The organism is Streptomyces chisholmiae, assembly GCF_031845445.1.
In the GTDB taxonomy this organism is placed as follows: Bacteria; Actinomycetota; Actinomycetes; order Streptomycetales; family Streptomycetaceae; genus Streptomyces; species Streptomyces chisholmiae.
The window spans coordinates 1-23,404 of sequence record NZ_JAVREO010000010.1 but is presented as its reverse complement, the minus strand read 5'-3'; the positions used below and the strand labels follow the sequence as shown (position 1 = coordinate 23,404).

Below are 23,404 nucleotides of genomic sequence, written 5' to 3'. Positions count from 1 at the left end.
CGGGTGATCTCTGCTCTTCCGAGCGTGCACACACCGTGCTAGGCTCGCCGAGAGTTGCAGTTTGGTTTCCCTTGCAGTACGAGCCTGCGGAGCATGTGACCGCGGGCTTTCGTCATTTTCAGGCTTCAATGCAGGTTCTGGAGCAGGGCGACCCTTTTAGGCCCAGGGAGGGCTTATGGCTACCGGAACCGTCAAGTGGTTCAACGCCGAGAAGGGCTTTGGTTTCATCGCCCAGGATGGCGGCGGCCCTGATGTCTTCGTTCACTACTCCGCTATCAACGCCACGGGTTTCCGTTCTCTTGAGGAGAGCCAGACCGTGACTTTCGACGTCACCCAGGGCCCGAAGGGTCCGCAGGCTGAGAATGTCAGCGTGGTCTGACGCCAGATCTTCGGCGTAACCCGAGAAGCCCCTGTCCGACCGGCGGGGGCTTCTCTCTTTCCGCCGCACTCCGGTGCCGGGCCGGATTCGCCGGACGTCCGCCGGGCGTTCCCCGGCCCGTCGCCCAGCGGGCGGCGGGCCGGGACGGTGCCGCGGGCGGCGCCGGTCAGGGCGTGTCGCCGGTCTCCCGGTACAGCTCGTCGAGCACGTCCGCGTAGTCGCGCAGCACGGCCGCGCGGCGCACCTTGAGGGACGGGGTCAGCTGGCCCGCCTCCACCGTGAAGTCCCGGGGCAGCACCCGGAAGCCGCGGATGGTCAGCCCCTCGGGTGCCTGCCGGCCGGCCTCCTTCACCGCCCGGCCCAGATCGGCCAGCAGCTCCGGATCGGTGACCAGCCGGGAGAGCGGCGTCCTGACCCGGTCGTGGACGGTCCGCCAGTGCGCCAGCCCGTCCTCGTCGAGGGTGATCAGGGCGGTCAGGTGCGGCAGCTGGTGGCCGACCAGCAGGCAGTTGCTGACCAGCGGGTGGGCGCGGAGCGCCTCCTCGACGGGGGTGGGCACCACGGTCCGCCCCCCGGCGGTGACGATCAGCTCCTTCTGCCGGCCGACCACCGTCAGGTAGCCGTCGTCGTCCAGCGTGCCGAGGTCCCCGGTGGCGAACCAGCCCTCCGCGTCGGTGCCGGCCACCACCCGGCCCGTCGCGCCGTCCCAGTAGCCGGCGCAGACCTGCGGGCCGCGCACCAGCACCCGCCCGTCCCGGGCGATCCGCACCGCCATGCCGGGCAGCGGCTGGCCTACGGTGCCGAGCCGCTGGGCGCCGGGCGCGTTGACGGTCGCGGCGGCCGAGGTCTCGGTGAGGCCGTAGCCCTCGTAGACACAGACCCCGATGCCCTCGAAGAAGGCGCCGATCCGGGCGCTGAGCGGCGCCCCACCGCAGACCACGTAGCGCAGTTGGCCGCCGAGCCGCTCCCTGATCCGCCGGTAGACCAGCGGCTCGTAGAGCGAACGGGCGACGCGCAGCCCCATCCCCGGCCGCGCCTCGGCCTCGCCGACCGCCTCGCCCGAGGCGCCCAGCCGGCGGGCCACCCGGGCCGCCCGTTCGAAGGCGAAGCCACGACCGGCCGTCTCCGCGGTGGTCCGGGCCGTGTTGTAGACCCGGTCCAGCAGGTGCGGCACGGCGAACAGAAAGGTGGGCCGGAAGGTGGCCAGCGCGGCGGTCAGCTCGGCCGGGGTGAGGTCGGAGGCGTGGCCGAGGCGCACCCGGGAGACGACGCACGAAAGCGCGGCGACCCGGCCCAGCACGTGGGCCATCGGCAGGAACAGCAGGGTGCTGGGCTCGGGCCCCTCGGGCTCGGCCGTGAAGACCGGCGCCAACCTGGCCAGCGCGCCGTCCAGTTCGGCCTGGAGGTTGCCGTGGGTCAGCAGGCAGCCGCGGACCATGCCGGTGGTGCCCGAGGTGTAGGCGAGGGTGGCGGCGTGGGCCGGGGTGAGGCGCTCCCGGTTCTCGACGATGACCCGGTCGGACAACTGCCGCCCGGCGGCGGCTATCTGACTCAGCACCCCGCCCTGGCCGGCGCCCAGCGCGGTGAGCTGCCAGACGTGCTCGACGCCCGGCAGCTCCCGGCGGACCGCGCTCAGCCGGCGGGTCTCCTCGGCCCCCTCCACCACGCAGGCCCGGGCGCCCGAGTCGCGCAGCATCCAACTCAGCTCGCGCGGCGAGGACTCGGGGTAGATCGGGACGGTGACCAGCCCGGCGGCCCAGGCGGCGAACTCCAGCAGCGTCCACTCGTAGCGGGTGCGGGAGACCACGGCCAGCCGGTCCCCGGGGCGCAGCCCGTGGGCGACCAGCCCCTTGGCGAGCGCGGTGACCTGTTCGGCGAACTCGCGACAGGTGACATCCCGCCAGCCGCCGTCCGGCGTGCGGCGGCTGAGAAGGGCCCGGGTCGGCTCGGCGAGCGCGTTGACGTAGGGGATGTCGGCCAGGCTGCCGTGCGTGGGCGGTGGGTGGAGGGGCGGGGCGGCCACGGCGACCACCTTCCCCTGCTCCCGGTACAGCTCCGGCGTCGGGCTCGGGGTCGCTGTGGTCTCCAGCGAGGCATGCGTCATCGCGGTCCTCCCGTCACCGCCCTGGGCAGGGCGGAGTGCCTGGCATTCTGCCCCGCGGAAGGCCGCCCTGACGGGCCCTGACCGGCGCCTTCACCGATCCGACACGGCACGGCCAGGGATCACCCGCGGTTGGCGGCCGCCGGCCACCCGGACCGGCGGGTGCGACGGGCGTCACATCCGGATCGGCGCCCCCGCTCTTGTGTACCGGGCGTGCTCACGTCAGAGTTCTGAGCAACGGCACTCCCGCCGTCGAGCCGCTCCGGCGGGTGTGCCGTCTCAGGCACGGGCTGCTTCACGTCAGCCCCGGGAGGTCGGCCCCGGCGCGAAACCGACGGCGGGTCGGCCGCGCCACCGCCCGCCCCCGGCCGGGTTCCCGGCCGATGGGAGCGGGCGGTCTCAGTCGGTCTCGGTCAGCAGGCCGAGCTCGGGCGCCTCGGCCAGGGTGCCCCGGCCGGGGCCCAGGTCGAAGCGGCAGAAGACGCTCTTGCCGCCCTGGTCGGCCGGCGCCCACCAGGTGGCGTCGGCCAGGCTCTGCACGATGAACAGTCCCCGACCGCCCTCGGCGAGCAACGGGTCGTCGGAGCCGGCCGAGGGGTCGAGCAGATCGCCGGCCGGCAGGGTGGGCGGCGTGGAGTCCTCGTCCGAGACCTCGACGAAGAGCGACCGCGGCCAGTACCGGAACGCGACCACCACCCGGCGCTCGCCGGCGAGCTGCACCCGCCGGCCGTCCGGGGTGGCGTGGTGGATCGCGTTCCCCACCAGCTCGGAGACGCACAGCTCGACGTCGTCGGTGAGCCCGCCGAGCCCCCACTCGCCCAGCACGTGACGCGCGGTGTGCCGGGCCGCCGCCGGGGTGTCGGGGTAGTCGGCGACCAGGGTGATCGAACGGAAGCGGTAGGTGCTGGACGGTGGTGGCTCACGCGGCACGGAGAGCGCCACCAGGTGGGGCGTTCCACTCATCTCCGGCGACGTCATTGTCTCCCCCTCCATCGGCCGGATCGCTGACGTCATGCACGACTTCGGTCCATGGGAACCAGTTGGAATCGGCTATCAACCAGTCAAGAGGGAACACACCCCTTTTAGGAACGTGCACAAGGGGGTTCACACACACACCGGGGGGGTTCACGTGATGCATGGGATGGGGAACCGTGCTCCCCCGGGGTCGCACGCCCGGTGCCCCGCGCCCCGACGACGCACGGCCCCGGCCGGCAACGGGTGTGCCGGCCGGGGCCGTTGTGCCATCAGGGGCCCGGGGGACTACCGCCCCGGGGGTCGCGCGCCGGTCAGGCGGTCGCCTCCCTGGGCCGGGGCGCGGCCGGCGGCGCCGGGGGCTCGCTCCCGGCGGCCACGTCGTTGACCTCGAAGCTGGTCGCCGACTCGTAGGCCGTCCGGTCCAGGATGCCCTCCCGGGCCGCCACCACCACCGGCACGACGGCCTGGCCGGCGACGTTGGTCGCGGTGCGGATCATGTCCAGGATCGGGTCGATGGCCAGCAGCAGGCCCACGCCCTCCAGCGGCAGACCCAGCGTGGAGAGGGTCAGCGTGGTCATCACGGTCGCGCCGGTCAGCCCCGCGGTGGCGGCCGAGCCGATCACCGAGACGAAGGCGATCAGCAGGTAGTCCTGGACGCCCAGGCTGACGCCGAAGACCTCGGCCACGAAGATCGCCGCCAGCGCCGGGTAGATCGCGGCGCAGCCGTCCATCTTGGTGGTGGCGCCGAACGGCACCGCGAACGAGGCGTAGTCCTTCGGCACGCCGAGCCGCTCGGTGACCTTCTGGGTGACCGGCAGGGTGCCGACCGAGGAGCGGGAGACGAAGGCCAGCTGGATGGCCGGCCAGGCGCCGCGGAAGAAGCGCAGCGGGTTGGCGCCGGCGGCGAACCACAGCACCAGCGGGTAGACGCCGAAGAGCACCAGCAGCGAGCCGACGTAGACGTCCACGGTGAAGACCGCGTAGTCGCTGAGCAGCCCCCAGCCGTACTCGTTGATGGCCCGCCCGATCAGGCCGACGGTGCCCAGCGGGGCCAGCCGGATGATCCACCACAGCGCCTTCTGGAGCAGCGCCAGCGCGGTCTCGCCGAAGGTGATCAGCGGGGTGGCCCGCTCGCCCAGCTGGAGCGCGGCGATGCCGACGGCGGCGGCGATGAAGACGATCTGCAGCACGTTCAGCTCGGTGAACGGCGTGATCACGTCGGTCGGGATGATCCCGGTCAGGAAGTCCAGCCAGGAGCCCTCGCTCTGCGGCAGCGCGCCGTCCTCCGGGCCGAGGTTGGAGCTGGAGCCGGGGTTGGTCAGCAGCCCGATGGTCAGGCCGATGGCCACCGCGACCAGCGAGGTGATCAGGAACCAGAGGAGCGTCCTGGCGGCCAGCCGGGCCGCGTTGGAAACCTGCCTGAGGTTGGTGATGGAGATGGCGATGGCGAAGAACACCAGCGGGCCGACGGCCAGCCGCAGCAGCTGGACGAAGGTGCCGCCGATCTCCTCAAGGGTGCGGCCCAGCCAGTCGACCGACCAGGTGCGGGCCACCCAGCCGAGGACCACGCCCAGCACGAGGCCGGCCAGGATCTGGGCCCAGAACGGGGGGAGGGATATGCGGCGCCACCCGGCGGCGGCCGGGGACGAGGCGGGCGCGGACGAGTCGGCGCCGGGGGACGAGGAGGACACAGGAACACTCCGGTCGGGAATGAAAGGACGTGCAGGGAAGGGGAGGAGGCCGGGGGGCCGGGGTGCCGGTCACCTGGCCGGGTTCCGGATCGACGCGAAGGCCGCCACGCTGCGGGGCTCGGGTCGTGCCGGGGCGCGCCGAACTCTCGGGGAGGAGGACTCTCGGTGCGGAAACGCTCGGAAACGGGCGTTCAGCGACAGGCCGCGGTCAGACAGCGGCAGAGGTCGATGTGCAGGCGCGCGACAAGCGGAACGCTCACCAGGGGAGCGGGCGCGGCTGCGGTCTTCATGCGGAGCACGGTAACACCCCTCCCCGGATGCGTCATGGCCAGGCGCGGAACGGGCGGCCCCGGCACTGCCCACGCCGGTCCACCGGAGAGCCACAACGCCCCGGTCGGGAGGGGCATTCCCGACCGGGGCGTCGCACGGATCACAGTGGGGATCACGGCGCGGATCAACACGCGGTCACCGCGCGGGGCAACGAGTGGAGCGACGGGTGGAGCGACGGGGAGCGCGCCGGCGGAGCGGGCGCGCGGATCGAGGCGGCGCGCCGTCAGGCGGCGTCGTCCTCCATGCCCTGGTTGGCGGAGAGCCGGGCCTTGGCCTTCTCCACCCGCGGCGCCAGCTGCTGCGACATCCGGTCCCGCTGGCCGCGCAGCAGCACCAGGCTGATCGGCGCCGAGACCACCAGCGACAACATCACCAGCCAGAGCGGGTTGGCGGTGCCGAAGGACTCGGGCACCACCCCGACATAGGCGAGGACGGCGATCAGCACGAAGCAGCCGGCGAAGACGCCGAAGCGGAGTGCGGTGTACCGCAGCGTGGCGGACCGGGTCGAGCCGGTGCTGGCGGTGTCGGCGGTCATGGTCGGTCCCCTGTCCTTCTGGAGGTTCCTCTGGGTGTGCTGGCGGTTCGGCGCGGGGGCGCGGCGGGCGGCCCCGGGCGCTGGTGCGGCATCCGGCGTCCTCGTCGTCATCCTCGTCCTCAGGCCAACGGGAGCCACATGGTGACGTCGTCGCGGTAGTCGTGCTCCCCGACCCGGATCGCGCCGGGCACCCGGCCCACCTCCTGGTAACCGCAGGAGGCGTAGAACCGTTCCAGGCCCAGGCCCGCCCGGCAGGTCAGCCGCACCCCGCGGACCTCGGGGTCGACGGCCCTGGCCGCCGAGGCCGCCGCGGCCATCAGCTCCCGGCCGGCGCCCCGGCCCTGCCAGTCGGGGTGCACCATCACGGTGCTCAGCCCCAGCCAGTGCCGCATCAGCGGGTGGGTGTTGAGGCAGAGGAAGGCGGTGGCCACCGGCTGGCCCCGGTCGGTCGCGCCGATCAGCAGCCGGGTGGTGCCCTCGGCCATCCGGACCAGGTGCTGTCGGAGCGCGGGCCGCACGTCCTCGGCGGTCACGGTGGGCACGAAGCCGACCGCGCCACCGGCGTTGGTCACGTCCACCCAGAGCGCGGTGATCGCCTCGGAGAGCGCGGCGGTCGGCGCCGGGTCCAGCACGTAGTGCGGCCACCCCTCGCCGGCCGCGGCCCGGCCGGTCACCGGGGTCGCGGTCGTTATCTCGCTCATCGGCTCACGCCCGCATCGGCTGGGGGGACTCGCGGCGGGCCGGGTCCGGGCCCTCGTACTCGCGCACCACCTCGTAGCGGGTGTTGCGCTCGACGGGGCGGAAGCCGGCGTCCCTGATCAGCTCCAGCAGGTCCTCCCTGGTGAGCTTGTCCGGGGTGCCGAAGTTGTCCGCGTCGTGGGTGATCTTGTACTCGACGACCGAGCCGTCCATGTCGTCCGCGCCGTGCTGGAGGGCGAGCTGCGCGGTCTGCAGGCCGTGCATCACCCAGAAGACCTTGACGTGCGGGACGTTGTCGAAGAGCAGCCGGGAGACGGCGAAGGTGCGCAGCGCCTCGGCGCCGGTGGCCATCGTCGTCCTGGCCTGCAGGCGGTTGCGGACCTTGCCGTCCTTCAGGTCCACGAAGTCGTGCTGGTAGCGCAGCGGGATGAAGACCTGGAAGCCGCCGGTCTCGTCCTGCAGCTCCCGCAGCCGCAGCACGTGGTCCACCCGGTGGCGGCGCTCCTCGATGTGCCCGTAGAGCATGGTGGCCGGCGTCTTCAGCCCCTTGGCGTGCGCCAGGCGGTGAATCCGGGACCAGTCCTCCCAGTGCGTCCGGTGGTCGACGATGTGCTGCCTGACCTCCCAGTCGAAGATCTCGGCGCCGCCCCCGGTGAGCGATTCCAGACCCGCGTCGATCAACTCGTCGAGAATCTCGGACGCCGACAGGCCGGAAATCGTTTCGAAGTGGTGGATCTCGGTCGCGGTGAACGCCTTGAGCGAAACGGTCTCCGGCAGCGTCTCCTTCAGCGCGCGCAGCGACCTCGGGTAGTAGCGCCACGGCAGCGTCGGGTGCAGCCCGTTGACGATGTGCAGCTCGGTCAGACCGTCGCCCTCCATGGCCCGGGCCAGCCGGACGGCCTCCTCGATCCGCATGGTGTAGGCGTCCTGCTCGCCCGGCTTGCGCTGGAACGAACAGTAGGCACACGAGGCGGTGCACACGTTGGTCATGTTGAGGTGGCGGTTCACGTTGAAGTAGACCGTGTCGCCGTTCTTCCGGGTCCGCACCTCGTGGGCCAGACCACCCAGCCACGCCAGGTCGTCCGCCTCGTAGAGGGCGACGCCGTCCTCCCGGGAGAGCCGCTCCCCGGCGAGCGCCTTCTCCTCCAGCTCCCGCTTGAGTCCCGCGTCCATGCCCTGCCTCCCGGGTGCGGTTGTCGTACGCCTGGTGAAGAGGCTACGCCTGCCCGTCCTCCGGCAGGCCGCCGACCCGGTTCTCCCACTTGGTGGAGAGCACGATGGTCGATCGCGTCCGGGAGACGCCCTTGGTCCGCGACAGCCGCCGGATGGTGCCCTCCAGGCCGTCCACGTCCGTGGCCCTGACCTTCAGCATGTACGAGTCGTCGCCGGCGATGAACCAGCAGTCCTCGATCTCCGCCAGCTCCCGCAGCCGGGCGGCGACCTCCTCGTGGTCCACCGCGTCCGAGAGCTGCACCCCGATCAGCGCCGTGACGCCCAGCCCCAGCTTGGCCGCGTCCACCGTGGCCCGGTAGCCCGTGATCACGCCGGCCGCCTCCAGGCGGTTGATGCGGTCGGTGACGCTCGGCCCCGACAGCCCGACCAGCCGGCCCAACTCGGCGTAGGAGGCCCGGCCGTTCTCCCGCAACGCCTGAATGAGCTGCCTGTCCACCGCGTCCATTCGCAGAGCCTTCCTCATCCCCGGGCCGATTGCACAGACGAATCTAAGGCATGGGCAGCCGATCACCTACGAGTGGTCGACCGCGCGGGCCGCGCCCCCCAGCTCCCCGCTCCACCGGCGGTAGAGCCCGTGCGGCACCCCCAGGGCGTCCAGCGCCCGGCCGGCGACGAAGTCCACCAGGTCCTGCAGCACCACCGCGCCCGCGTAGAACGCCGGCGAGGCGGGCAGCACCACGGCCCCCGCGTCGTCCAGCGCCACCAACTGCCGCAGCGTCACGCCGTTCAACGGGGTCTCCCTGACCACCACCACCAGCGGCCGGCGCTCCTTCAACGTCACCGACGCCGCCCGCTGCAACAGGTCCTTCGACAGGCCGAGCGCCACCCCGGCCACCGAGGCCGTGGACGCCGGCACGATCACCATCCCGCGCACCGGATAGGACCCCGACGACGGACCGGCCGCCAGATCCCCCGCCGACCAGTACCGCACCCGCGCCAGCTCCGGCACCGCCGGACCCGGCCGGCCGTCCGCGCCGAGCGCCAGCCACCGCGCCAGGTCGGCGGACCAGTGCCCGTCCCGGAAGGAGATCCCCGTCTCGTCCCGCAGCGTCAGCCGGGCCGCCCGGCTGACCACCAGGTCCACGTCCTCGCCCGCGGCCAGCAGCCCGCGCAGCACCGCCGCCGCGTACGGCGTGCCCGAGGCCCCGGAAACCCCCACCACCCAGGGGCGACGCCCCGCCGCCGGCGACCGCGTTCCCTCGCTCATGGGTCGAGGCTAACCGGGCCCACTGACAGCCGCCGGCCCGGGCTGCCCGCCCCGGAGCCGTGGCCCGCCCGCCGCCGGGTCGGTCCGTTCCGTTCACATCTTGTCCTACAGGCAACGGGCTGCTTACCAGACGGTGACGCGTCGGCCACAGACGGCGCCCCGCTGATCGCCCCCGATCGCGGCCGTGGACACTGGACGCCAAGGCCACCCCGGCTGGTGAGTCCCGCCCGTGCCCCTCGGACAGGAGTGCCGACATCAACGACCGCACCCACCCCCGCAGCCGTCTGCGGCGCATCGTCGCCCTGGGCGGCATCGCGCTGCTCACCACCGGGACCGCGGCCTGCCAGGTGGCCGAGAGCGCGGGCGCCGGCTTCGCCGTCACCGAGGCGATGGACGAACTCCTCGGCCGCGAGGCGCTCACCGTGGGCGTCGCCCTGGACGCCGCCCCGGCCGAGATCCAGGCCCATCTCGCCGAGGCCACGGCGGACCACCCGGACACCAGGCAGCCCACCCCCCAGGAGGCCAGCCTGCTGGCCGACCTGGAGCTGACCTTCTCGATGGGCAACCCGGACGACGAGGTCGCGATGCGCGACCTCGCCCCCGAGGACCCGCGCGACAGCTCCCTCACCGTCAACTTCGGCGGCCGGGACGTCCTCGGCCTCAAGCACGTCGAGGAGCTCACCTACCTGCGGATCGGCGCCGAGGCCCTGGTCGCCGACGTGCTCGGCGGCGACGAGGCCGCGGTGGCCGCCGCCGAGCGGTTCACCGAGGACGCCGGCCAGCTCCCCGAGTCGCTGACCGCGGCGGCCACCGGCCTGCGCGGCGACTGGGTCGAGGTCGACCCGTTCCAGTACCCCGCCTACGCCGAGGCCGTCACCCGGCACGGCGAGGTCACCCCGGAGGCCGCCCACGCCCTGGCCGCCTCGATCGAGGACGGCGACGCGCTGCTCCAGCCGCAGGCCGAGTGGGACGTGGTCGGCGGCCTGCGCGCGGCGCTCGACGAGGGCGCCACCACCCACCACGAGGGCGAGCGGCGCGGCGCCGAACGCGTCACCCTGCGGATGACGGCCGAGCAGGCCAGAGCGGCCATCGACCCGCTGCTCACACTCCTGAACGAGCACACCACCCGCTACGGCCTGCCCCCGGTGGTCGACGCGGCCACCGACCCGGCCGCCGAGGTCGAGGTGGCGCTGACCGTCCGGCACGGCGTGCTCTCCGAGGCCACCTTCGACCTCGCCGGGCTCGGCCAGGACGACCAGGCGACCGGGCCGCTGCCGCTGCGGCTCTCGCTGGCCGGCGGCGCCGCGCTGTCGCTGACCGCCCCGGAGTCCGCCGGCCCGGTCAGCCCCGAGGACCTCACGGTGGCCCTGCTCTACCTCCAGGTCCGCGACGAGCAGCGGACCGAGGACGAGCACCGCGCCGACCTGCCGGGTCCGATGCAGCCCTGACCGAACGGCCACGGGCGCGGCCCGGGACCGCCGCCCCGGACGTAGGGTGCGCGTCATGGACATCGTCAACCCGGCTCTGAACGACTACCTGTTGGCGCACGCCACCCCGGCCGACGAGGTGCTGCGCGACCTGGCCGCCGAGACCGCCGAGCGGCTGCCCGGGCACCTCAGCATGCAGATCACCCAGGACGAGGGCGCCCTGCTCACCCTGCTGACCCGCCTCGTCGGGGCCCGCCGGGCGCTGGAGGTCGGCACCTTCACCGGCTACTCGTCGCTCTCCATCGCCCGCGGGCTGGCCCCCGGCGGCACCCTGCTGGCCTGCGACATCAGCGAGGAGTGGACCGACATCGCGCGCCGCTACTGGGAGCGCGCCGGCGTCGCCGACCGGATCGAGCTGCGCCTGGGCCCGGCCGCCGACACCCTGCGGGCCCTGCCCGAGGAGGAGTCCTTCGACCTGGCCTTCATCGACGCCGACAAGGTCGGCTACCCGGTCTACTACGAGGAGGCGCTGCGCCGGCTGCGGCCCGGCGGCCTGATCCTGCTGGACAACACGCTGCGCTCCGGCCGGGTCGTCGACCCCGGGGCGCAGGACCCGGCGGACCGCGCCATCCGGGAGATCAACGACCACGTCACCGCCGACCCGCGGGTGGAGTCCGTGCTGCTGCCGATGCGGGACGGGCTCACCCTGGTCCGCAAGGCCGGCTAGCCAGCGCCGGAACGGCCGGCCTTGGCCGTCTCCGAGCGGTCCTGAGCGGTCCTGAGCGGTGTGGACCGCTCAGGACCGACTCCGGGGGCCGCCGGGGGCCGACTCCGGGCCGCCCCCGGACCGGCCACCCCCGGACCGTTCCGGCAAACCGGGCATATCCTGGAACTCATGCCCGAGCTACCCGAAGTCGCCGCCCTCCGCGGCTTCCTCACCGAACACCTGGTGGGGCGGACGGTCGCCGGCGTCCAGCCGGTCGCCTTCCACGTGCTGAAGACCTACGACCCGCCGCTCAGCGAGGCGGTCGGCCGGCGGGTCGAGGCCGTCGCCCGGCACGGCAAGTTCCTCGACCTGAGCCTCGCCGACGGCCCCCACCTGGTCATCCACCTGGCCCGGGCCGGCTGGCTGCGCTGGCGGGAGAGCCAGCCGACCGCCCCGGCCCGGCCCGGCAAGGGCCCGCTGGCGCTGCGGCTCACCCTCACCGACGGCAGCGGCTTCGACCTCACCGAGGCCGGCACCCAGAAACGGCTGGCCGTCTCCTGCGTCCGCGACCCCCGCGAGGTGCCGGGCGTCGCCACCCTCGGCCCCGACCCGCTCGCCGACGACTTCACCGAAGCCGACCTCGCCGCCCTGCTGCACGCCGAGAAACGCCAGCTCAAGGGCGTCCTCCGGGACCAGCGGGTACTCGCCGGCATCGGCAACGCCTACTCCGACGAGATCCTGCACGCCGCCCGGATGTCCCCGTTCCAGCTCGCCGCCCGCCTCGACGCGGCGGACGTCACCCGGCTCTACCTGGCGCTGCGCGAGACCCTCCAGGAGGCCGTGGCACGGGCCAGCGGCATCGCCGCCGGCCAGCTCAAGGCCGAGAAGAAGAGCGGCCTGCGGGTGCACGGCAGGACCGGGGAGCCCTGCCCGGTCTGCGGCGACACCATCCGGCAGGTCGCCTACCGCGACTCCGCGCTCCAGTACTGCCCACGCTGCCAGACCGGCGGCCGCCCGCTGGCCGACCGCCGGCTGTCCCGCCTGCTCAGGTGAGCCCCGCGCACCCGGGCACCGCGCCGGCCGGCCACGGCGCGGCTCAGCCCTCCTCCGCCTCCACCGCCACCCCGTGCGTCTCGGCGATCTCCGCGAGCCCGCCGGCGAACCCCACGCTGGCCGCCGAGAAGACCCAGTCGTCCTCGTCCCGCACCAGCTCCCCCACCGTCAGCCCGGTCATCCCCGACGGTCCCGCCGGGAAGCCGTAGCAGAGCAGCTCGACATCCCGCTCCGCGTCCAACAACCGCAGGTGGGGACGGCCCACCCCGGCAAGATCCCGCCCCGGCGCCGACTCCTCGTGCAGCGACAGCGCGAACACCACCCGCCGCGCCCCGGCCGGCAGCTCCGGCAGCCGCACCGTGAAGCTCGCCTCCGGATCGTCACCCCACAACGTCACCCCCACCCCGGCCGGCTCCGGGTTGTTGTAGAAGACGAAGTGCTCGTCCGAGAGCACCCGCCCCGCGCCGTCCACCACCAGCGCGCTGGCGTCCACGTCCATCCCGTCGTCGGCCCGCCAGTCCACCCGCACCGTGCACGACTCCGCCCCCGGCAGCACGTCGGCCAGCCGCATCCGCTGCCCCGTCGCCAACGGCAACCGCCCACCGTCCGGATGCGGGCAGCTGGCCAGCAGCACCGACCGCGGATCGACCCGGGTCGGCTCGTACACCGCCGGCGGCACCACCGGCCGCGCCGGCAACAGCACCGTCTCGGCCGCCACGGCGGTCAACGACAGCTCCCGCAGCCGCTCCGCGACCTCGGTGGCCGAGCCGGGACGCTCCGCCGGCGGCTTCGCCAACAGCGCCAGGATCAACCGGTCCCACCCGGCCGGCACCCCGGCCCGCCGCTCCCCCGGCGGCACCGGCGCGCTCTCCATCTGCTGCCGCAACAGCTGGTACAGCGACGGCCCGACAAACGGCGGCTGCCCCGTGACCAGCGCGTACAACACACAACCCAACGAGTACAGATCGCTGTGGAAGCCCACCGTGCCGCCCTCGATCTGCTCCGGCGACATGTAGGACGGCGTGCCCACCACCACCCCGGTCGACGTCAGCCGCGCGTGGTCGGTCGACTCGGCCAGCACCGCCGCGATCCCGAAGTCCAGCACCCGGGCCAGCCCGTCCGGCCCCACCATCACGTTCGCCGGCTTGAGATCCCGGTGCACCACCCCCGAGTCGTGCGCCACCGCGAGCGCCCGACACACCTGCTCACCCCACCGCGCCACCTCGACCAACGGCGGCAGCTCCGCGGCCAGCACCGCCTCCAACGACCGCCCGTGCAGCCGCTCCATCACCAGGTAGAGCACCGACTGCCCCAGCCCGTCCCCGAAGTCCGTCTCCCCCACGTCGTGCACGGTCACGATGAACGGGCTGGACAGCCCGGCCAGCAGCTTGGCCTCCCGCTCGAACCGCTCCTTGGCCCGCGGGTCGCGCCCCACCGCGGAACTCCCCACCACCTTCACGGCGACCTGCCGCTCCAGCCGCAGATCGAGCGCCTCCCAGACGGTCCCCATGGCGCCCTCGCCGAGCTGCCGGCCCAGCCGATACCGCCCGTCGATGATCCGCTCCCGCGCCACCACGCACCCCCTCGCCCCTACGGGGCCTCACCCGGTCAGCCTGCCGACAACACGCGCAGCGGCTAGCTTATTCGGCGCCACCGACCCGGCCCACGGCCCGCACACCCGGCGGGCCGGCCGACGCCTCGACCCGCCCCGGCCCACCCCCGCACGGCACCCGCCCCACCTGCGCCTCCGCCCCCGGACACCGGCTCGCCGCCCCGACAAACCGGCCGTTGTCAGTGCCCCTGGCTACGCTGACGACCGTTGGAACAGCCCCGGCCCACGCACCCCGAAGCGGGCCGCCGACCGCCGTGTCCCAGGGAGCCAGGAGCCCGCGATGACGACATTCCCCGACACCACCGAGACCGCCGCCGGCCCGGCCACCGCGCCGGCCCCCGCGGCCCGGCCCACCGAGCGGGAGCTGGAGCGGTACCGCCGGGAGCTGACCGGATACTGCTACCGCATGCTGGGCTCCGCCTTCGAGGCCGAGGACGCGGTCCAGGACACCATGGTCCGCGCCTGGCGGTCGCTGGACCGCTTCGAGGGCCGCTCCTCGCTGCGCTCCTGGCTCTACCGCATCGCGACCAACGTCTGCCTCACCATGCTGAGCGGTGCCGGCCGCCGCGCCCGCCCGATGGACCTCACCGAGGCCCAGCCCACGGCCACGGCCACGCTGGGCGCCCCCCTCCCCGAGACCGCCTGGATCGAGCCGATGCCCGACGCCCGCGCCATGCCCAGCCCCGACGAGCACGCGGAGACCCGCGAGTCCATCCGGCTCGCCTTCATCGCCGCCCTCCAGCACCTGGCGCCCCGCCAACGCGCCGTGCTGATCCTCCGCGAGGTGCTCAGCTGGCGCGCCAGCGAGGTCGCCGAGCTGCTCGACACGACGGTCGCCTCGGTCAACAGCGCCCTCCAGCGGGCCCGCGCCACCCTCGCCAACACGGGGCTCTCCGAGACGGACCCGAGCGAGCCGCTCTCCGACGCGCACAAGGCGCTGCTGACCCGCTATCTGGACGCCTTCGAGCGCTACGACATGGACGCCCTGACCGCCCTCCTGGCCGAGGACGCCACGCTGTCCATGCCGCCGTTCGACCTGTGGATGCGCGGCCCCTCCGACATAGCCGACTGGATGACCGGCATCGGCAGCGAGTGCGAGGGCTCCCGCCTGGTCCCCACCCAGGCCAACGGCTGCGGCGCCTTCGGCCAGTACCGCGCCGACCCGGCGGGCGGCCACCTGCCCTGGGCGCTCCAGGTCATCGAGATATCAGACGGGCGGATCACGGGCATCAACGCCTTCCTCGACACCGCCCGGCTCTTCCCCCTCTTCGGCCTCCCCGACCACCTGCCCGAGACCCAGCCAACCCAGGAGACCGACTAGCCCCCGGTCCAGCCCCACGAACCGCAGCTCGACGCCGAGCCGGCGCGCGGTCAGCCGCAACCGGGCCAGGGCCTGCAACGCGTCAGCGCCCGGGCCGCCCATCGCGGTGGCGTCCACCGTGACCACCCGGGCGCCCCGCGCGCGCACCACGGCCGCCAACCGATCACACAGCGCGGGGACCTCGGCCCGCCGCACCGGCCCCTCGACCACGAACAGCACCTCGTCCATCTCCGCTCCCTTCCCGGCGTCAGGCAGACCGGGCGACGGAGCGGAACTCATCGCGCGGCGGCGCGCCCCGGTCTGCCCCCGGGCGCCCGCCCGGCTCAGCGCGGCAGCGGCTTCACCCAGCGCTCCCACTCCGCCTGCGGGCCGTACCCGTTCGCGGACCAGGCATGCCCCGCCAGGGTGTTCCGCCGCAGCACCATCGCGTCCGCCCGCCGGCCGCCGAGCGCCACGAAACGCCGCTCCGCGGCGTCCAACAACACCGTCGCCACGCCCTGCCGCCGCCGCTCCGGCGCGACGGCCAGCCGGTACAGATGGCAACGCCAGCCGTCGAATCCGGCGATCACCGTCCCCACCAGCTCCCCGGCGGACTCCGCCAACAACAGCGCGCCCGGGTCCCGCGCCACCAGCCCGGCCACCCCCGGCACATCGTCACTCACACTCGTCCCCTCGGCGGCTCGCCGCCAGAACGCCAGCACCCGCTCGACATCGGCGACCTCGGCCGGCCGCACCCCGATCTCACTCATCCCGCCATCCCAGCACCGCCCGCGACCGCCACACCAGCGAATTCCCCCCAACCATCCCCAACCACCCCAACCGCCGCACCGCCCCCACCCGGGCCGCCCAACCGCCGGCGCCCACCACCACGTCCCAACTCCCCGTCAGCCGCCGGCGGTCACCCACTTCCCCGCCCGGGGAGATCAACTCCGCTGGGAGGGAGCGGAACGTCAGTGGAGGGCGCTAACGTCATGTGAGGAGGTAATAGACTCGCTGCTGTTGAGGGGGCGCGAACATGAGTTATAGCGAGGAACACGACGACACACGCGCCCGCAGCGTCCCCGCCCAGACCAGAACCCGGCTGCCGGACCAGCCCAGTTCCCCCGGCCGACCGCCCCACTCCCCCGGCCGCAGCCTGGCCGCCATCGTGGGCGTCGTCGTCCTGCTGGTCGCCGCGATCATCTTCGCCAACCAGGCCCGCGACGACAACGACGGCGCCACCGGCGAGGAATCCCCCGAGAACCAGGCCCAACCCACCTCCCCCACCGGCGAACTCCCGGTCGACGGCAGCACCAACGGCATCCCCAGCGGCTTCCCCCAGACCGAACAGGGCGCCCAGAGCGCCGCCGCCAACTACGCCGTCGCCCTCGGCGGCACCGGCATGTTCAACCCCACGGAACGGGCGGCGATCGTGAACACCATCAGCTCCGCCGACACCAGAGACGAACTCCTCGCCTCCTACGACGCCGACTACAGCCCGGCGCTGAACGCGGACATCGGCCTCGACGCCGACGGCGCGGCCCCCCAGGGCGCCACCTTCGTCAACCGCACCCTGCCCATCGGCAGCACCATCGACAGTTACTCCCCCACCAACGCCGAGGTCTCCGTCTGGTGCTCCGGCCTGTTCGGCGTCGCCGGCCTCGACTCCCGGAACCCGGTCCGCACCAGCTGGTTCACCATGCGGCTGACGCTGGTCTGGGAGGACTCCGACTGGAAGGTCGTCGGTACGGAACAGACCGAGGGACCGACCCCGGTCAACGGCGACAACCGGATCTCCGGCGCCGAGGAAATCGCCGAGGCGGTCGAGGAGTTCGGGGGATTCACCTATGCGCGCTGAACCGCGACGCCGGCTGCTCACCCTGCTCCTGGCCCCCACCGCGCTGCTCTTCGCCGGCCTCGCCACCGCGCCCCGCGCCCGCGCGGACGAGGAGGAGGAGAATCCGGAGTGTGAGCTGATCTCCGGCGCCGCCCGGGACTACTGCGAGGGTGACGGCGGTGAGGGCGCGGGGGACGGCTCCGGGGGGAGCAGCTCGCTCAACGACTCGCTCGACCCGCTCTCCTCCCTGGCCCGCGGCTGCGCCGACGCCGCCGCCTGGATTGTCAACGAGCTGTCCGACCTGGTCTCCGCCACCACCAACGTCGACTTCGCCAACGCCTCCTTCCTCCGCCAGTACGCCGTGGTCTTCGCCGCCTCCACCGTGCTGACCCTGATCCTCTGGCTGCTGGCCATCGTCAAGCGCGCCATCCGCGGCGTGCCGCTGACCACCGCGCTCTCCGAGGCCATCGGCTACCTCTGGCTCACCGTGATGGCCTCCGCCTTCACCCCGCTGATCCTGTACGCCGTGGTCTCCGCCACCGACGGAGTCACCGACGCCATCGTCGTCGGCACCGGCGACAACAGCGACGCGTTCTTCGGGGACTTCGCCGCCGCGCTGGAGAGCGGCGAGAGCATCGGCGGCGGCCCCATCATGCTGATCGTGGTCTCCCTCATCTCCATCCTGGCGGCCGGCGTGCTCGCCCTCGAACTGGTCATCCGGGCCGCCATGTTGTACGTCGGCGCGCTGCTCGGCACCGCCGTCTACGCCGGCCTGGTGGACAAGAACCTGTGGAGCCACGTCCGGCGCTGGGCGGGCATCATGATCGCGATCATCCTGATCAAGCCGGTGATCGTGATCGTCCTCGGCCTCGCCGCCGCGCTGACCACCTCCGACGGCCCGACCGCGACCTCCGCCATCCTCTCCGGGCTGGCCATCATCCTGCTGGCGATCTTCGCCTCCGCGATGATCTACCGCTTCGTCCCCGGCTTCGGCGACGAGATCGTCAACCACCGGCAGATGCGCCAGGACACCTCAAGCCGCGCCGCCAAGGCCGCCATCTCGACCCCCGCCACCACACTGCGCCAGGGCATGAGCACCCACGGCACCCGCGAGGGTGGCGGCGGAGGCGGCGGCGCGGCCGCCCAGGGCGGCGGCGCCGCCCGCCCCAACAACCCGATCGCCGGCGGCGTCGCGGCGCACGGTACCCGTACCGGCCAATCCGGGTCATCATCGTCCTCGGCGGGCAACCGCCAATCCGGCCCGGGAAGTTCAGGGGGTAGCAGGTGACCACCCCACCACAGACGCTCAGCCGACGCCGCACCTACCTGATCGGGCGCGCCCGCCCCCAGGCCCTGGTCGGCAAGAACCGCGAGACCGGCGAGATCGCGCTGATCGTGGTCGGCGCCTTCTTCGGCATGATGAGCGGCCTGCTCATCCCGGTGCTCAGCGTCCGCATCGTCGGCCTGGTCGGCTTCCCCCTGCTCGCCCTCGCCGCCGTCTACGTCCCCTACAACGGCCGCACGTTCTACAGGTGGTTCGAGATCAGCCGTTCCTTCCGCCGCCTCCAGCGCCGAGGCGCCACGTTCCGGTCCGCGGCCCCCGAGGCCGGCACCCTGGCCGACGGTCGCGAGGTCGAGATCGGCGCGCCCCCCGGCGTCGGCCGGGTGGTCTGGCTGACCGCGCCCTTCGGCCCCGACGAGCTGGCGGTGCTGCTGCACACCGACCGCCGCACCATCACCACCGCCATCGAGATCGAGGGCCCGGGCGTCGGCCTGCGGGACAGCGAGGACCAGGAGGCGCTGGTCGAGCGCTTCGGCACCCTCCTCAAGCACGTCGCCAACGGCGACGGCCATGTGACCCGCCTTCAGATGCTCGCCCGCACCCTGCCGGCCGACCCGGACGCGCACGCCAACGACGTGCGCGAGCGCGGCGACCTCGCGGCGCCCGCCTGGATCCAGGACTCCTACGATCAGCTGCAGTCCATGGTCTCCACCTCCAGCGAGCAGCACCGGGCGTACCTGGTCGCCTGCATGCACCACTCCCGCGAGCTGAGCGTCGAGGCCAGCTCCATCGCCAAGGCCGCCAGGGCGCAGCGCGGCCAGCGCCGGATGTCGCAGGACGAGGCGCTGGCGATCGTGATGGCCCGCGAACTGACCGACATCTGTGCCCGGCTGACCGAGGCCGACATCCGGGTCCGGCAGCCGCTCGGCGAGGCCCGGCTCTCCTCGCTGATCCACTCGATGTACGACCCGGACCACCCCATCGACCACATCCAGGCGATGTCCAAGCGCAACGCCTGGCCCGCCGAGCTGGACGCCCGCGAGCCGACCTACCTCCAGGCCAAGACGCGCGAGTCGGACACCCGCGCCCCCTGGTGCCACGCCACCGCCTGGATCAAGGAGTGGCCGCTCACCCCGGTCGGCGTCAACTTCCTCGCCCCGTTGCTGGTGCACACCCCCGACGTGATCCGCACGGTCGCCGTCTGCATGGACCTGGAGCCGACCGAGCTGGCCATCGAGCGGATGCTCACCGAGAAGACCAACGACGAGGCCGAGGCGTCCCGCGCCGCCAAGATGAACCGCACGGTCGACCCCCGGGACATCGCCGCCCACAGCCGGGTGGACCAGCGCGGCGACGACCTGGCCTCCGGCGCCGCCGGCGTCAACCTGGTCGGCTACCTCACGGTCTCCTCCCCCAGCCCGGAGGCGCTGGCCCGCGACAAGCGGACCATCCGGGCCTCCGCCGGCAAGTCCTACCTCAAGCTCGAATGGTGCGACCGCGAGCACCACCGCGCCTTCGTCAACACCCTTCCCTTCGCGACCGGGATCAGGCGGTGAACGTTGCCGAAGCCCTCACCCCGCGCGTCCCGGTGAACGTCACCCCCAAGTCCCCGACCACCACCCCGACGAGCCCGCCGCCCGACCACGGCGGGTCCGCACGGTGAAGGAGGTGCCGCCATGCCCCCCCGCGATCCCATGACCGCCCTCACCGAGGCGTTCACCAGCCTGCTCTTCGGCAGAACGGAGAGCACCCGGCTCCCGGTGCGCACCTCGACCGGCCAGGCCCAGGCCGTCTACCTGCCCACCGCCGCCCCCGGCCTCGGCGACTCGGGCGTGATCATCGGCCGCGAGGTGTACTCGGGCAAGGGCTACATCTACGACCCGTTCCAGCTCTACGGCCAGCAGCTCCCCGCGCCGCACTGGCTGGTCCTCGGCGAGTCCGGCAACGGCAAGTCCGCGCTGGAGAAGACCTATGTGCTCCGCCAGCTCCGCTTCCGCGACCGGCAGGTGGTGGTGCTCGACGCGCAGGGCGAGGACGGCGTCGGCGAGTGGAACCTGATCGCCCAGCAGCTCGGCATCACCCCCATCCGGCTCGACCCGATGGCCGCCCTGGACGGCGACATCCGGCTCAACCCGCTGGACCCGGCGATCACCACGACCGGCCAGCTCGCGCTGCTCCGCACCATCATCGAGGTGGCCCTCGGCCGCTCCCTGGACGAACGTTCCGGCTTCGCCCTCAAGGTCGCGCACGCCTACGTCAACCAGACCATGGTGGACCGGCAGCCCGTCCTCACCGACATCGTCGAACGGCTCCGGCACCCGCTGCCGGAGGCCGCCGACGCCATGAACGTCGCACTGGAGGACGTCCGCGCCTGGGGCCTGGACGTGGCCCTGGTCCTGGACCGGCTGGTCGACGGCGACCTGCGGGGCATGTTCGACGGCCCGACCACGGTCGGCATCGACCTGGACGCGCCGCTGATCATCTTCGACCTGTCCCACATCGACCGCAACTCCATCGCCATGCCGATCCTGATGGCCATCGTCGGCATCTGGCTGGAGCACACCTGGATCAGGCCGGACCGCAAGAAGCGGATCTTCCTCGTCGAGGAGGCCTGGCACATCATCAACTCGCCCTCGGTCGCCCAGCTCTTCCAGCGGCTGCTGAAGTTCGGCCGCCGCCTCGGTCTGTCCTTCGTCGCCGTGGTCCACCACCTCTCCGACGTGGTGGACGGCGCCGCGGCCAAGGAGGCGGCGGCCATCCTCAAGATGGCCTCCACGCGCACCATCTACGCCCAGAAGACCGACGAGGCGAGAGCCACCGGCCAGGTGCTCGGCCTGCCCCGCTGGGCGGTGGAGATCATCCCCACCCTCACCCCCGGCATGGCCGTCTGGGACGTCAACGGCAACGTCCAGGTCGTCAAGCACCTGGTGACGGAGGCGGAACGCCCGCTGGTCTTCACCGACCGGGCCATGACGGAGTCCTCCAGCGCCCTCGAACCGGCGGAGCCGGCCGAGGTCGACGACCTCTTCGAGGCCGAGACGGAGGCGCGGGTGATGTCCTTCGAGAAGCGTCAGGGCGTCGGGTAGGCGAGACGGATGTCCCAGGAACAGCGGCCGTCCGGGCCGCCCGGCCCCACCGCCCCCACCGGCCCGAGCGGCCGGCGCGCCGGGATCTCCGACGGGCTGCTGCTCGGCGTGCTGGGCCTGATGGTCGGGCTGGCCGTGCTGACCTGGTCGGCCAGCGGCATCGGCGGCTGGCTCCGGCACGGCTCCTGGCCGGACGGCGTCTCCTTCCTCCGCACCGGGCCGGCCCTGCGCGGCTTCCTGACCGAGCCGGCCGACATCCCGGGCGCCTGGACCGCCGCCGACCCGGCGACGCTGCCCAGCGCCACCCTGGTCTGGTCCCTCTTCTTCGGGCAGTTGGTGCTGCTCTTCAGCCTGGTCCTGTGGGTCTGGGTGCGCTGGACCAAGTGGCGGCTGCGCCGGGAGGCCGCCCGCCTGGACCGGGCCGCGGAGCTGGCGGCCGCGGCGACGCCAGCTGTCGAGCAGCCCGTCGGGGAGCGGCGGGCCGAGCCGGCCGGCAGCCCCGGGCCCGAGCTGCCCACGACGGCCGAGGTCGCCGCGCCCGTCCCCGTCCCGACCCCGCCGCCGGTGGCCCCGGCCGACCCGGTGAGCGAGGTGCTCGACGCGGGCGAGGGACTGGTGGTCGTCGACCCGACGGGCGCGCTGTGGGCCAAGACCGCCAAGCAGCGCGGCCGGCGCGGCCCGGTCCACGTCTACGACCCGGGTCATCTGTCACAGGCCCCGGTCCGGCTGCGCTGGGCACCCCAGCGCGACTGCGCCGACATGGCCAGGGCCCGCACCCGGGCCGTCCACCTGCTGGCCCCGGTGCGCCCCGCCGAGCCGGTCTTCCAGCTGGACGTCGAGACGGCCGAGACCCTGTTGCGCTGCTACCTGCACGCGGCGGCTCTCGCCGGGGAGCCCTTCCCCCACGTGCAGCGCTGGTCCAACGGGCGCTCCGCGGGCGAGCCGGGCAAGATCCTGCGCACCCACTCGCGCGCGGCGGGCGGCGCCGCGATGGAGCTGGAGAGCGCCCTCACCACCCACCCGGGCCGCCGCGACGCCGCGCTGACGCTGATCGGGCAGGCCCTGCGCCCCCTGGAGCAGGTCCACGTCCGACAGTCCTGCTCGCCGGGGCGGGTCGACGACCTGGCCCTGGACAACCTGACCAACGAGGGCGGCACCCTCTATGTGATCGGGACCGGCCCGGACACCGCCGGCCTGCGCGGCGCCCTGGTCGCCGCCGTCACCGAGGACCAGCCCCAACTCACCGTCGTGCGGGCCGACTAGCGTCTCCCGGCGATCGGTCGCCGGCTCACGAGGGCTGGTAGACGTACTCGTAGGCGAGCTGGGTGGCGTTCCGCGGGTCGGGGGCCGAGTCGCCGGTGGCCCGGAAGCCGAGCCCGGTGTAGAAGCGGGCGGCCCGCGCGTTGTCCTGGTGTACCCGCAGCCACACCTCGCGGGGCCCGGCCGCGTCGATCGCGGCCCGCATCAACTGGCCGGCCAGTCCGGTCCCCCGGTGGTCGGCGGCGATGAAGACGCCGATGACCTCGGCCCGGAACTCGTCGAGCCGGACGCCCACCATGCCGGCCCACTCGCCGTTGTCGGACTCCCCTATGAGGATGGCCCGTTCGGGGTCCGAGGCCCGCTTCTCCCAGGCCGCCTGGTCGAGTCGGGCCGCGTCCTCGTAGCGTTCCAGGAAGGCCATGGGCGCGGCGGGGTCGCGTAGCGCCGTCAGGCGCAGTTCCCGCAGCCGCGCCCAGTCCGCGCTTCCGGCCCGCCGCACCTGGTATCCCATGGGCCGATGCTGCCACCGGAAGGCGCCGGCGCACAATGGCGGAGAGGGAAACACAAAAAGGAGTGGTGGGGACTACCCGATTCCTCGGATAAACCCCACCACTCCTCATTCAAAAATTGTCCGGCGGCGTCCTACTCTCCCACACGGTCCCCCATGCAGTACCATCGGCGCTGAAGAGCT

At 73.3% G+C, this 23,404-nt stretch carries 22 protein-coding genes; 10 read left to right on the top strand and 12 right to left on the bottom strand.

The window, feature by feature from the left end; all coding sequences use genetic code 11:
• The first annotated feature begins 175 nt into the window (after positions 1-175).
• The gene (locus tag RM844_RS17540; protein WP_097233593.1) at positions 176-379 is read left to right on the top strand and encodes a cold-shock protein; all 204 of its coding nucleotides are present in this window, start codon (positions 176-178) and stop codon (positions 377-379) included.
• A 166-nt stretch (positions 380-545) separates the two neighbouring features.
• Here the strand turns inward: RM844_RS17540 and RM844_RS17535 are convergent, their stop codons facing one another.
• The 8 genes from RM844_RS17535 to RM844_RS17500 all read right to left on the bottom strand — a co-directional run bounded on the left by RM844_RS17535 (position 546) and on the right by RM844_RS17500 (position 9,150).
• Positions 546-2,483, bottom strand: a complete 1,938-nt coding sequence (locus RM844_RS17535) for an AMP-dependent synthetase/ligase (protein WP_311668182.1) — start codon at positions 2,481-2,483, stop codon at positions 546-548.
• A 396-nt stretch (positions 2,484-2,879) separates the two neighbouring features.
• On the bottom strand, positions 2,880-3,443 hold the full coding sequence (locus RM844_RS17530) for an ATP-binding protein (RefSeq protein ID WP_311668181.1): 564 nt from the start codon (positions 3,441-3,443) through the stop codon (positions 2,880-2,882).
• A 323-nt stretch (positions 3,444-3,766) separates the two neighbouring features.
• On the bottom strand, positions 3,767-5,146 hold the full coding sequence (locus RM844_RS17525; protein ID WP_394814536.1) for a dicarboxylate/amino acid:cation symporter: 1,380 nt from the start codon (positions 5,144-5,146) through the stop codon (positions 3,767-3,769).
• A 553-nt stretch (positions 5,147-5,699) separates the two neighbouring features.
• Positions 5,700-6,011: a DUF4229 domain-containing protein gene (locus RM844_RS17520; protein ID WP_311668180.1), complete on the bottom strand. Its 312-nt coding sequence runs from the start codon at positions 6,009-6,011 to the stop codon at positions 5,700-5,702.
• A 119-nt stretch (positions 6,012-6,130) separates the two neighbouring features.
• Positions 6,131-6,712, bottom strand: coding sequence for a GNAT family N-acetyltransferase (locus tag RM844_RS17515; protein WP_311668179.1), 582 nt, complete (start codon positions 6,710-6,712; stop codon positions 6,131-6,133).
• Positions 6,713-6,716: 4 nt separating this feature from the next.
• Positions 6,717-7,883, bottom strand: coding sequence for an aminofutalosine synthase MqnE (gene mqnE, locus RM844_RS17510; RefSeq protein WP_311668178.1), 1,167 nt, complete (start codon positions 7,881-7,883; stop codon positions 6,717-6,719).
• A 43-nt stretch (positions 7,884-7,926) separates the two neighbouring features.
• Positions 7,927-8,388: an Lrp/AsnC family transcriptional regulator gene (locus RM844_RS17505; RefSeq protein WP_311668177.1), complete on the bottom strand. Its 462-nt coding sequence runs from the start codon at positions 8,386-8,388 to the stop codon at positions 7,927-7,929.
• A 66-nt stretch (positions 8,389-8,454) separates the two neighbouring features.
• Positions 8,455-9,150, bottom strand: coding sequence for a UbiX family flavin prenyltransferase (locus RM844_RS17500; RefSeq protein WP_311668176.1), 696 nt, complete (start codon positions 9,148-9,150; stop codon positions 8,455-8,457).
• Between the two features lie 347 nt (positions 9,151-9,497).
• On the opposite strand from RM844_RS17500, the gene RM844_RS17495 reads away from it, so the two are divergent.
• The 3 genes from RM844_RS17495 to RM844_RS17485 all read left to right on the top strand — a co-directional run bounded on the left by RM844_RS17495 (position 9,498) and on the right by RM844_RS17485 (position 12,336).
• Complete coding sequence (locus RM844_RS17495) at positions 9,498-10,598, top strand: hypothetical protein (RefSeq protein ID WP_311668175.1); 1,101 nt, start codon at positions 9,498-9,500, stop codon at positions 10,596-10,598.
• Positions 10,599-10,653: 55 nt separating this feature from the next.
• A complete protein-coding gene (locus RM844_RS17490) occupies positions 10,654-11,304 on the top strand; it encodes an O-methyltransferase (protein ID WP_311668174.1) in 651 nt (216 codons plus the stop codon).
• Positions 11,305-11,472: 168 nt separating this feature from the next.
• On the top strand, positions 11,473-12,336 hold the full coding sequence (locus RM844_RS17485) for an Fpg/Nei family DNA glycosylase (RefSeq protein WP_311668173.1): 864 nt from the start codon (positions 11,473-11,475) through the stop codon (positions 12,334-12,336).
• 43 nt (positions 12,337-12,379) lie between these two features.
• Here the strand turns inward: RM844_RS17485 and RM844_RS17480 are convergent, their stop codons facing one another.
• The gene (locus RM844_RS17480) at positions 12,380-13,909 is read right to left on the bottom strand and encodes a protein kinase domain-containing protein (RefSeq protein ID WP_311668172.1); all 1,530 of its coding nucleotides are present in this window, start codon (positions 13,907-13,909) and stop codon (positions 12,380-12,382) included.
• Positions 13,910-14,228: 319 nt separating this feature from the next.
• Between RM844_RS17480 and RM844_RS17475 the strand changes: the two genes are divergently transcribed.
• Positions 14,229-15,269, top strand: coding sequence for a sigma-70 family RNA polymerase sigma factor (locus tag RM844_RS17475; protein ID WP_311668171.1), 1,041 nt, complete (start codon positions 14,229-14,231; stop codon positions 15,267-15,269).
• On the opposite strand, the gene RM844_RS17470 is transcribed toward RM844_RS17475, so the two are convergent.
• Both RM844_RS17470 and RM844_RS17465 read right to left on the bottom strand, forming a co-directional pair.
• Positions 15,156-15,497, bottom strand: a complete 342-nt coding sequence (locus tag RM844_RS17470) for an STAS domain-containing protein (RefSeq protein ID WP_311668170.1) — start codon at positions 15,495-15,497, stop codon at positions 15,156-15,158. The genes RM844_RS17475 and RM844_RS17470 overlap by 114 nt on opposite strands.
• A gap of 95 nt (positions 15,498-15,592) precedes the next feature.
• Positions 15,593-16,018, bottom strand: coding sequence for a GNAT family N-acetyltransferase (locus tag RM844_RS17465; RefSeq protein WP_311668169.1), 426 nt, complete (start codon positions 16,016-16,018; stop codon positions 15,593-15,595).
• Positions 16,019-16,284: 266 nt separating this feature from the next.
• Between RM844_RS17465 and RM844_RS17460 the strand changes: the two genes are divergently transcribed.
• The 5 genes from RM844_RS17460 (at position 16,285) to RM844_RS17440 (ending at position 22,716) form a co-directional block, all read left to right on the top strand.
• On the top strand, positions 16,285-17,106 hold the full coding sequence (locus RM844_RS17460; protein WP_311668168.1) for a hypothetical protein: 822 nt from the start codon (positions 16,285-16,287) through the stop codon (positions 17,104-17,106).
• Positions 17,096-18,373: a hypothetical protein gene (locus RM844_RS17455; RefSeq protein WP_311668167.1), complete on the top strand. Its 1,278-nt coding sequence runs from the start codon at positions 17,096-17,098 to the stop codon at positions 18,371-18,373. The genes RM844_RS17460 and RM844_RS17455 overlap by 11 nt, the downstream gene beginning before the upstream one ends.
• On the top strand, positions 18,370-19,923 hold the full coding sequence (locus RM844_RS17450) for an SCO6880 family protein (protein WP_311668166.1): 1,554 nt from the start codon (positions 18,370-18,372) through the stop codon (positions 19,921-19,923). The genes RM844_RS17455 and RM844_RS17450 overlap by 4 nt, the downstream gene beginning before the upstream one ends.
• A 120-nt stretch (positions 19,924-20,043) precedes the next feature.
• Positions 20,044-21,453, top strand: coding sequence for an ATP-binding protein (locus RM844_RS17445; protein ID WP_311668165.1), 1,410 nt, complete (start codon positions 20,044-20,046; stop codon positions 21,451-21,453).
• Between the two features lie 9 nt (positions 21,454-21,462).
• The gene (locus tag RM844_RS17440; protein WP_311668164.1) at positions 21,463-22,716 is read left to right on the top strand and encodes a type VI secretion protein; all 1,254 of its coding nucleotides are present in this window, start codon (positions 21,463-21,465) and stop codon (positions 22,714-22,716) included.
• A gap of 25 nt (positions 22,717-22,741) precedes the next feature.
• Here the strand turns inward: RM844_RS17440 and RM844_RS17435 are convergent, their stop codons facing one another.
• Positions 22,742-23,224 (bottom strand): GNAT family N-acetyltransferase, encoded by a 483-nt coding sequence (locus RM844_RS17435; protein ID WP_311668163.1) that lies wholly within the window; start codon positions 23,222-23,224, stop codon positions 22,742-22,744.
• Between the last annotated feature and the right edge of the window lie 180 nt (positions 23,225-23,404).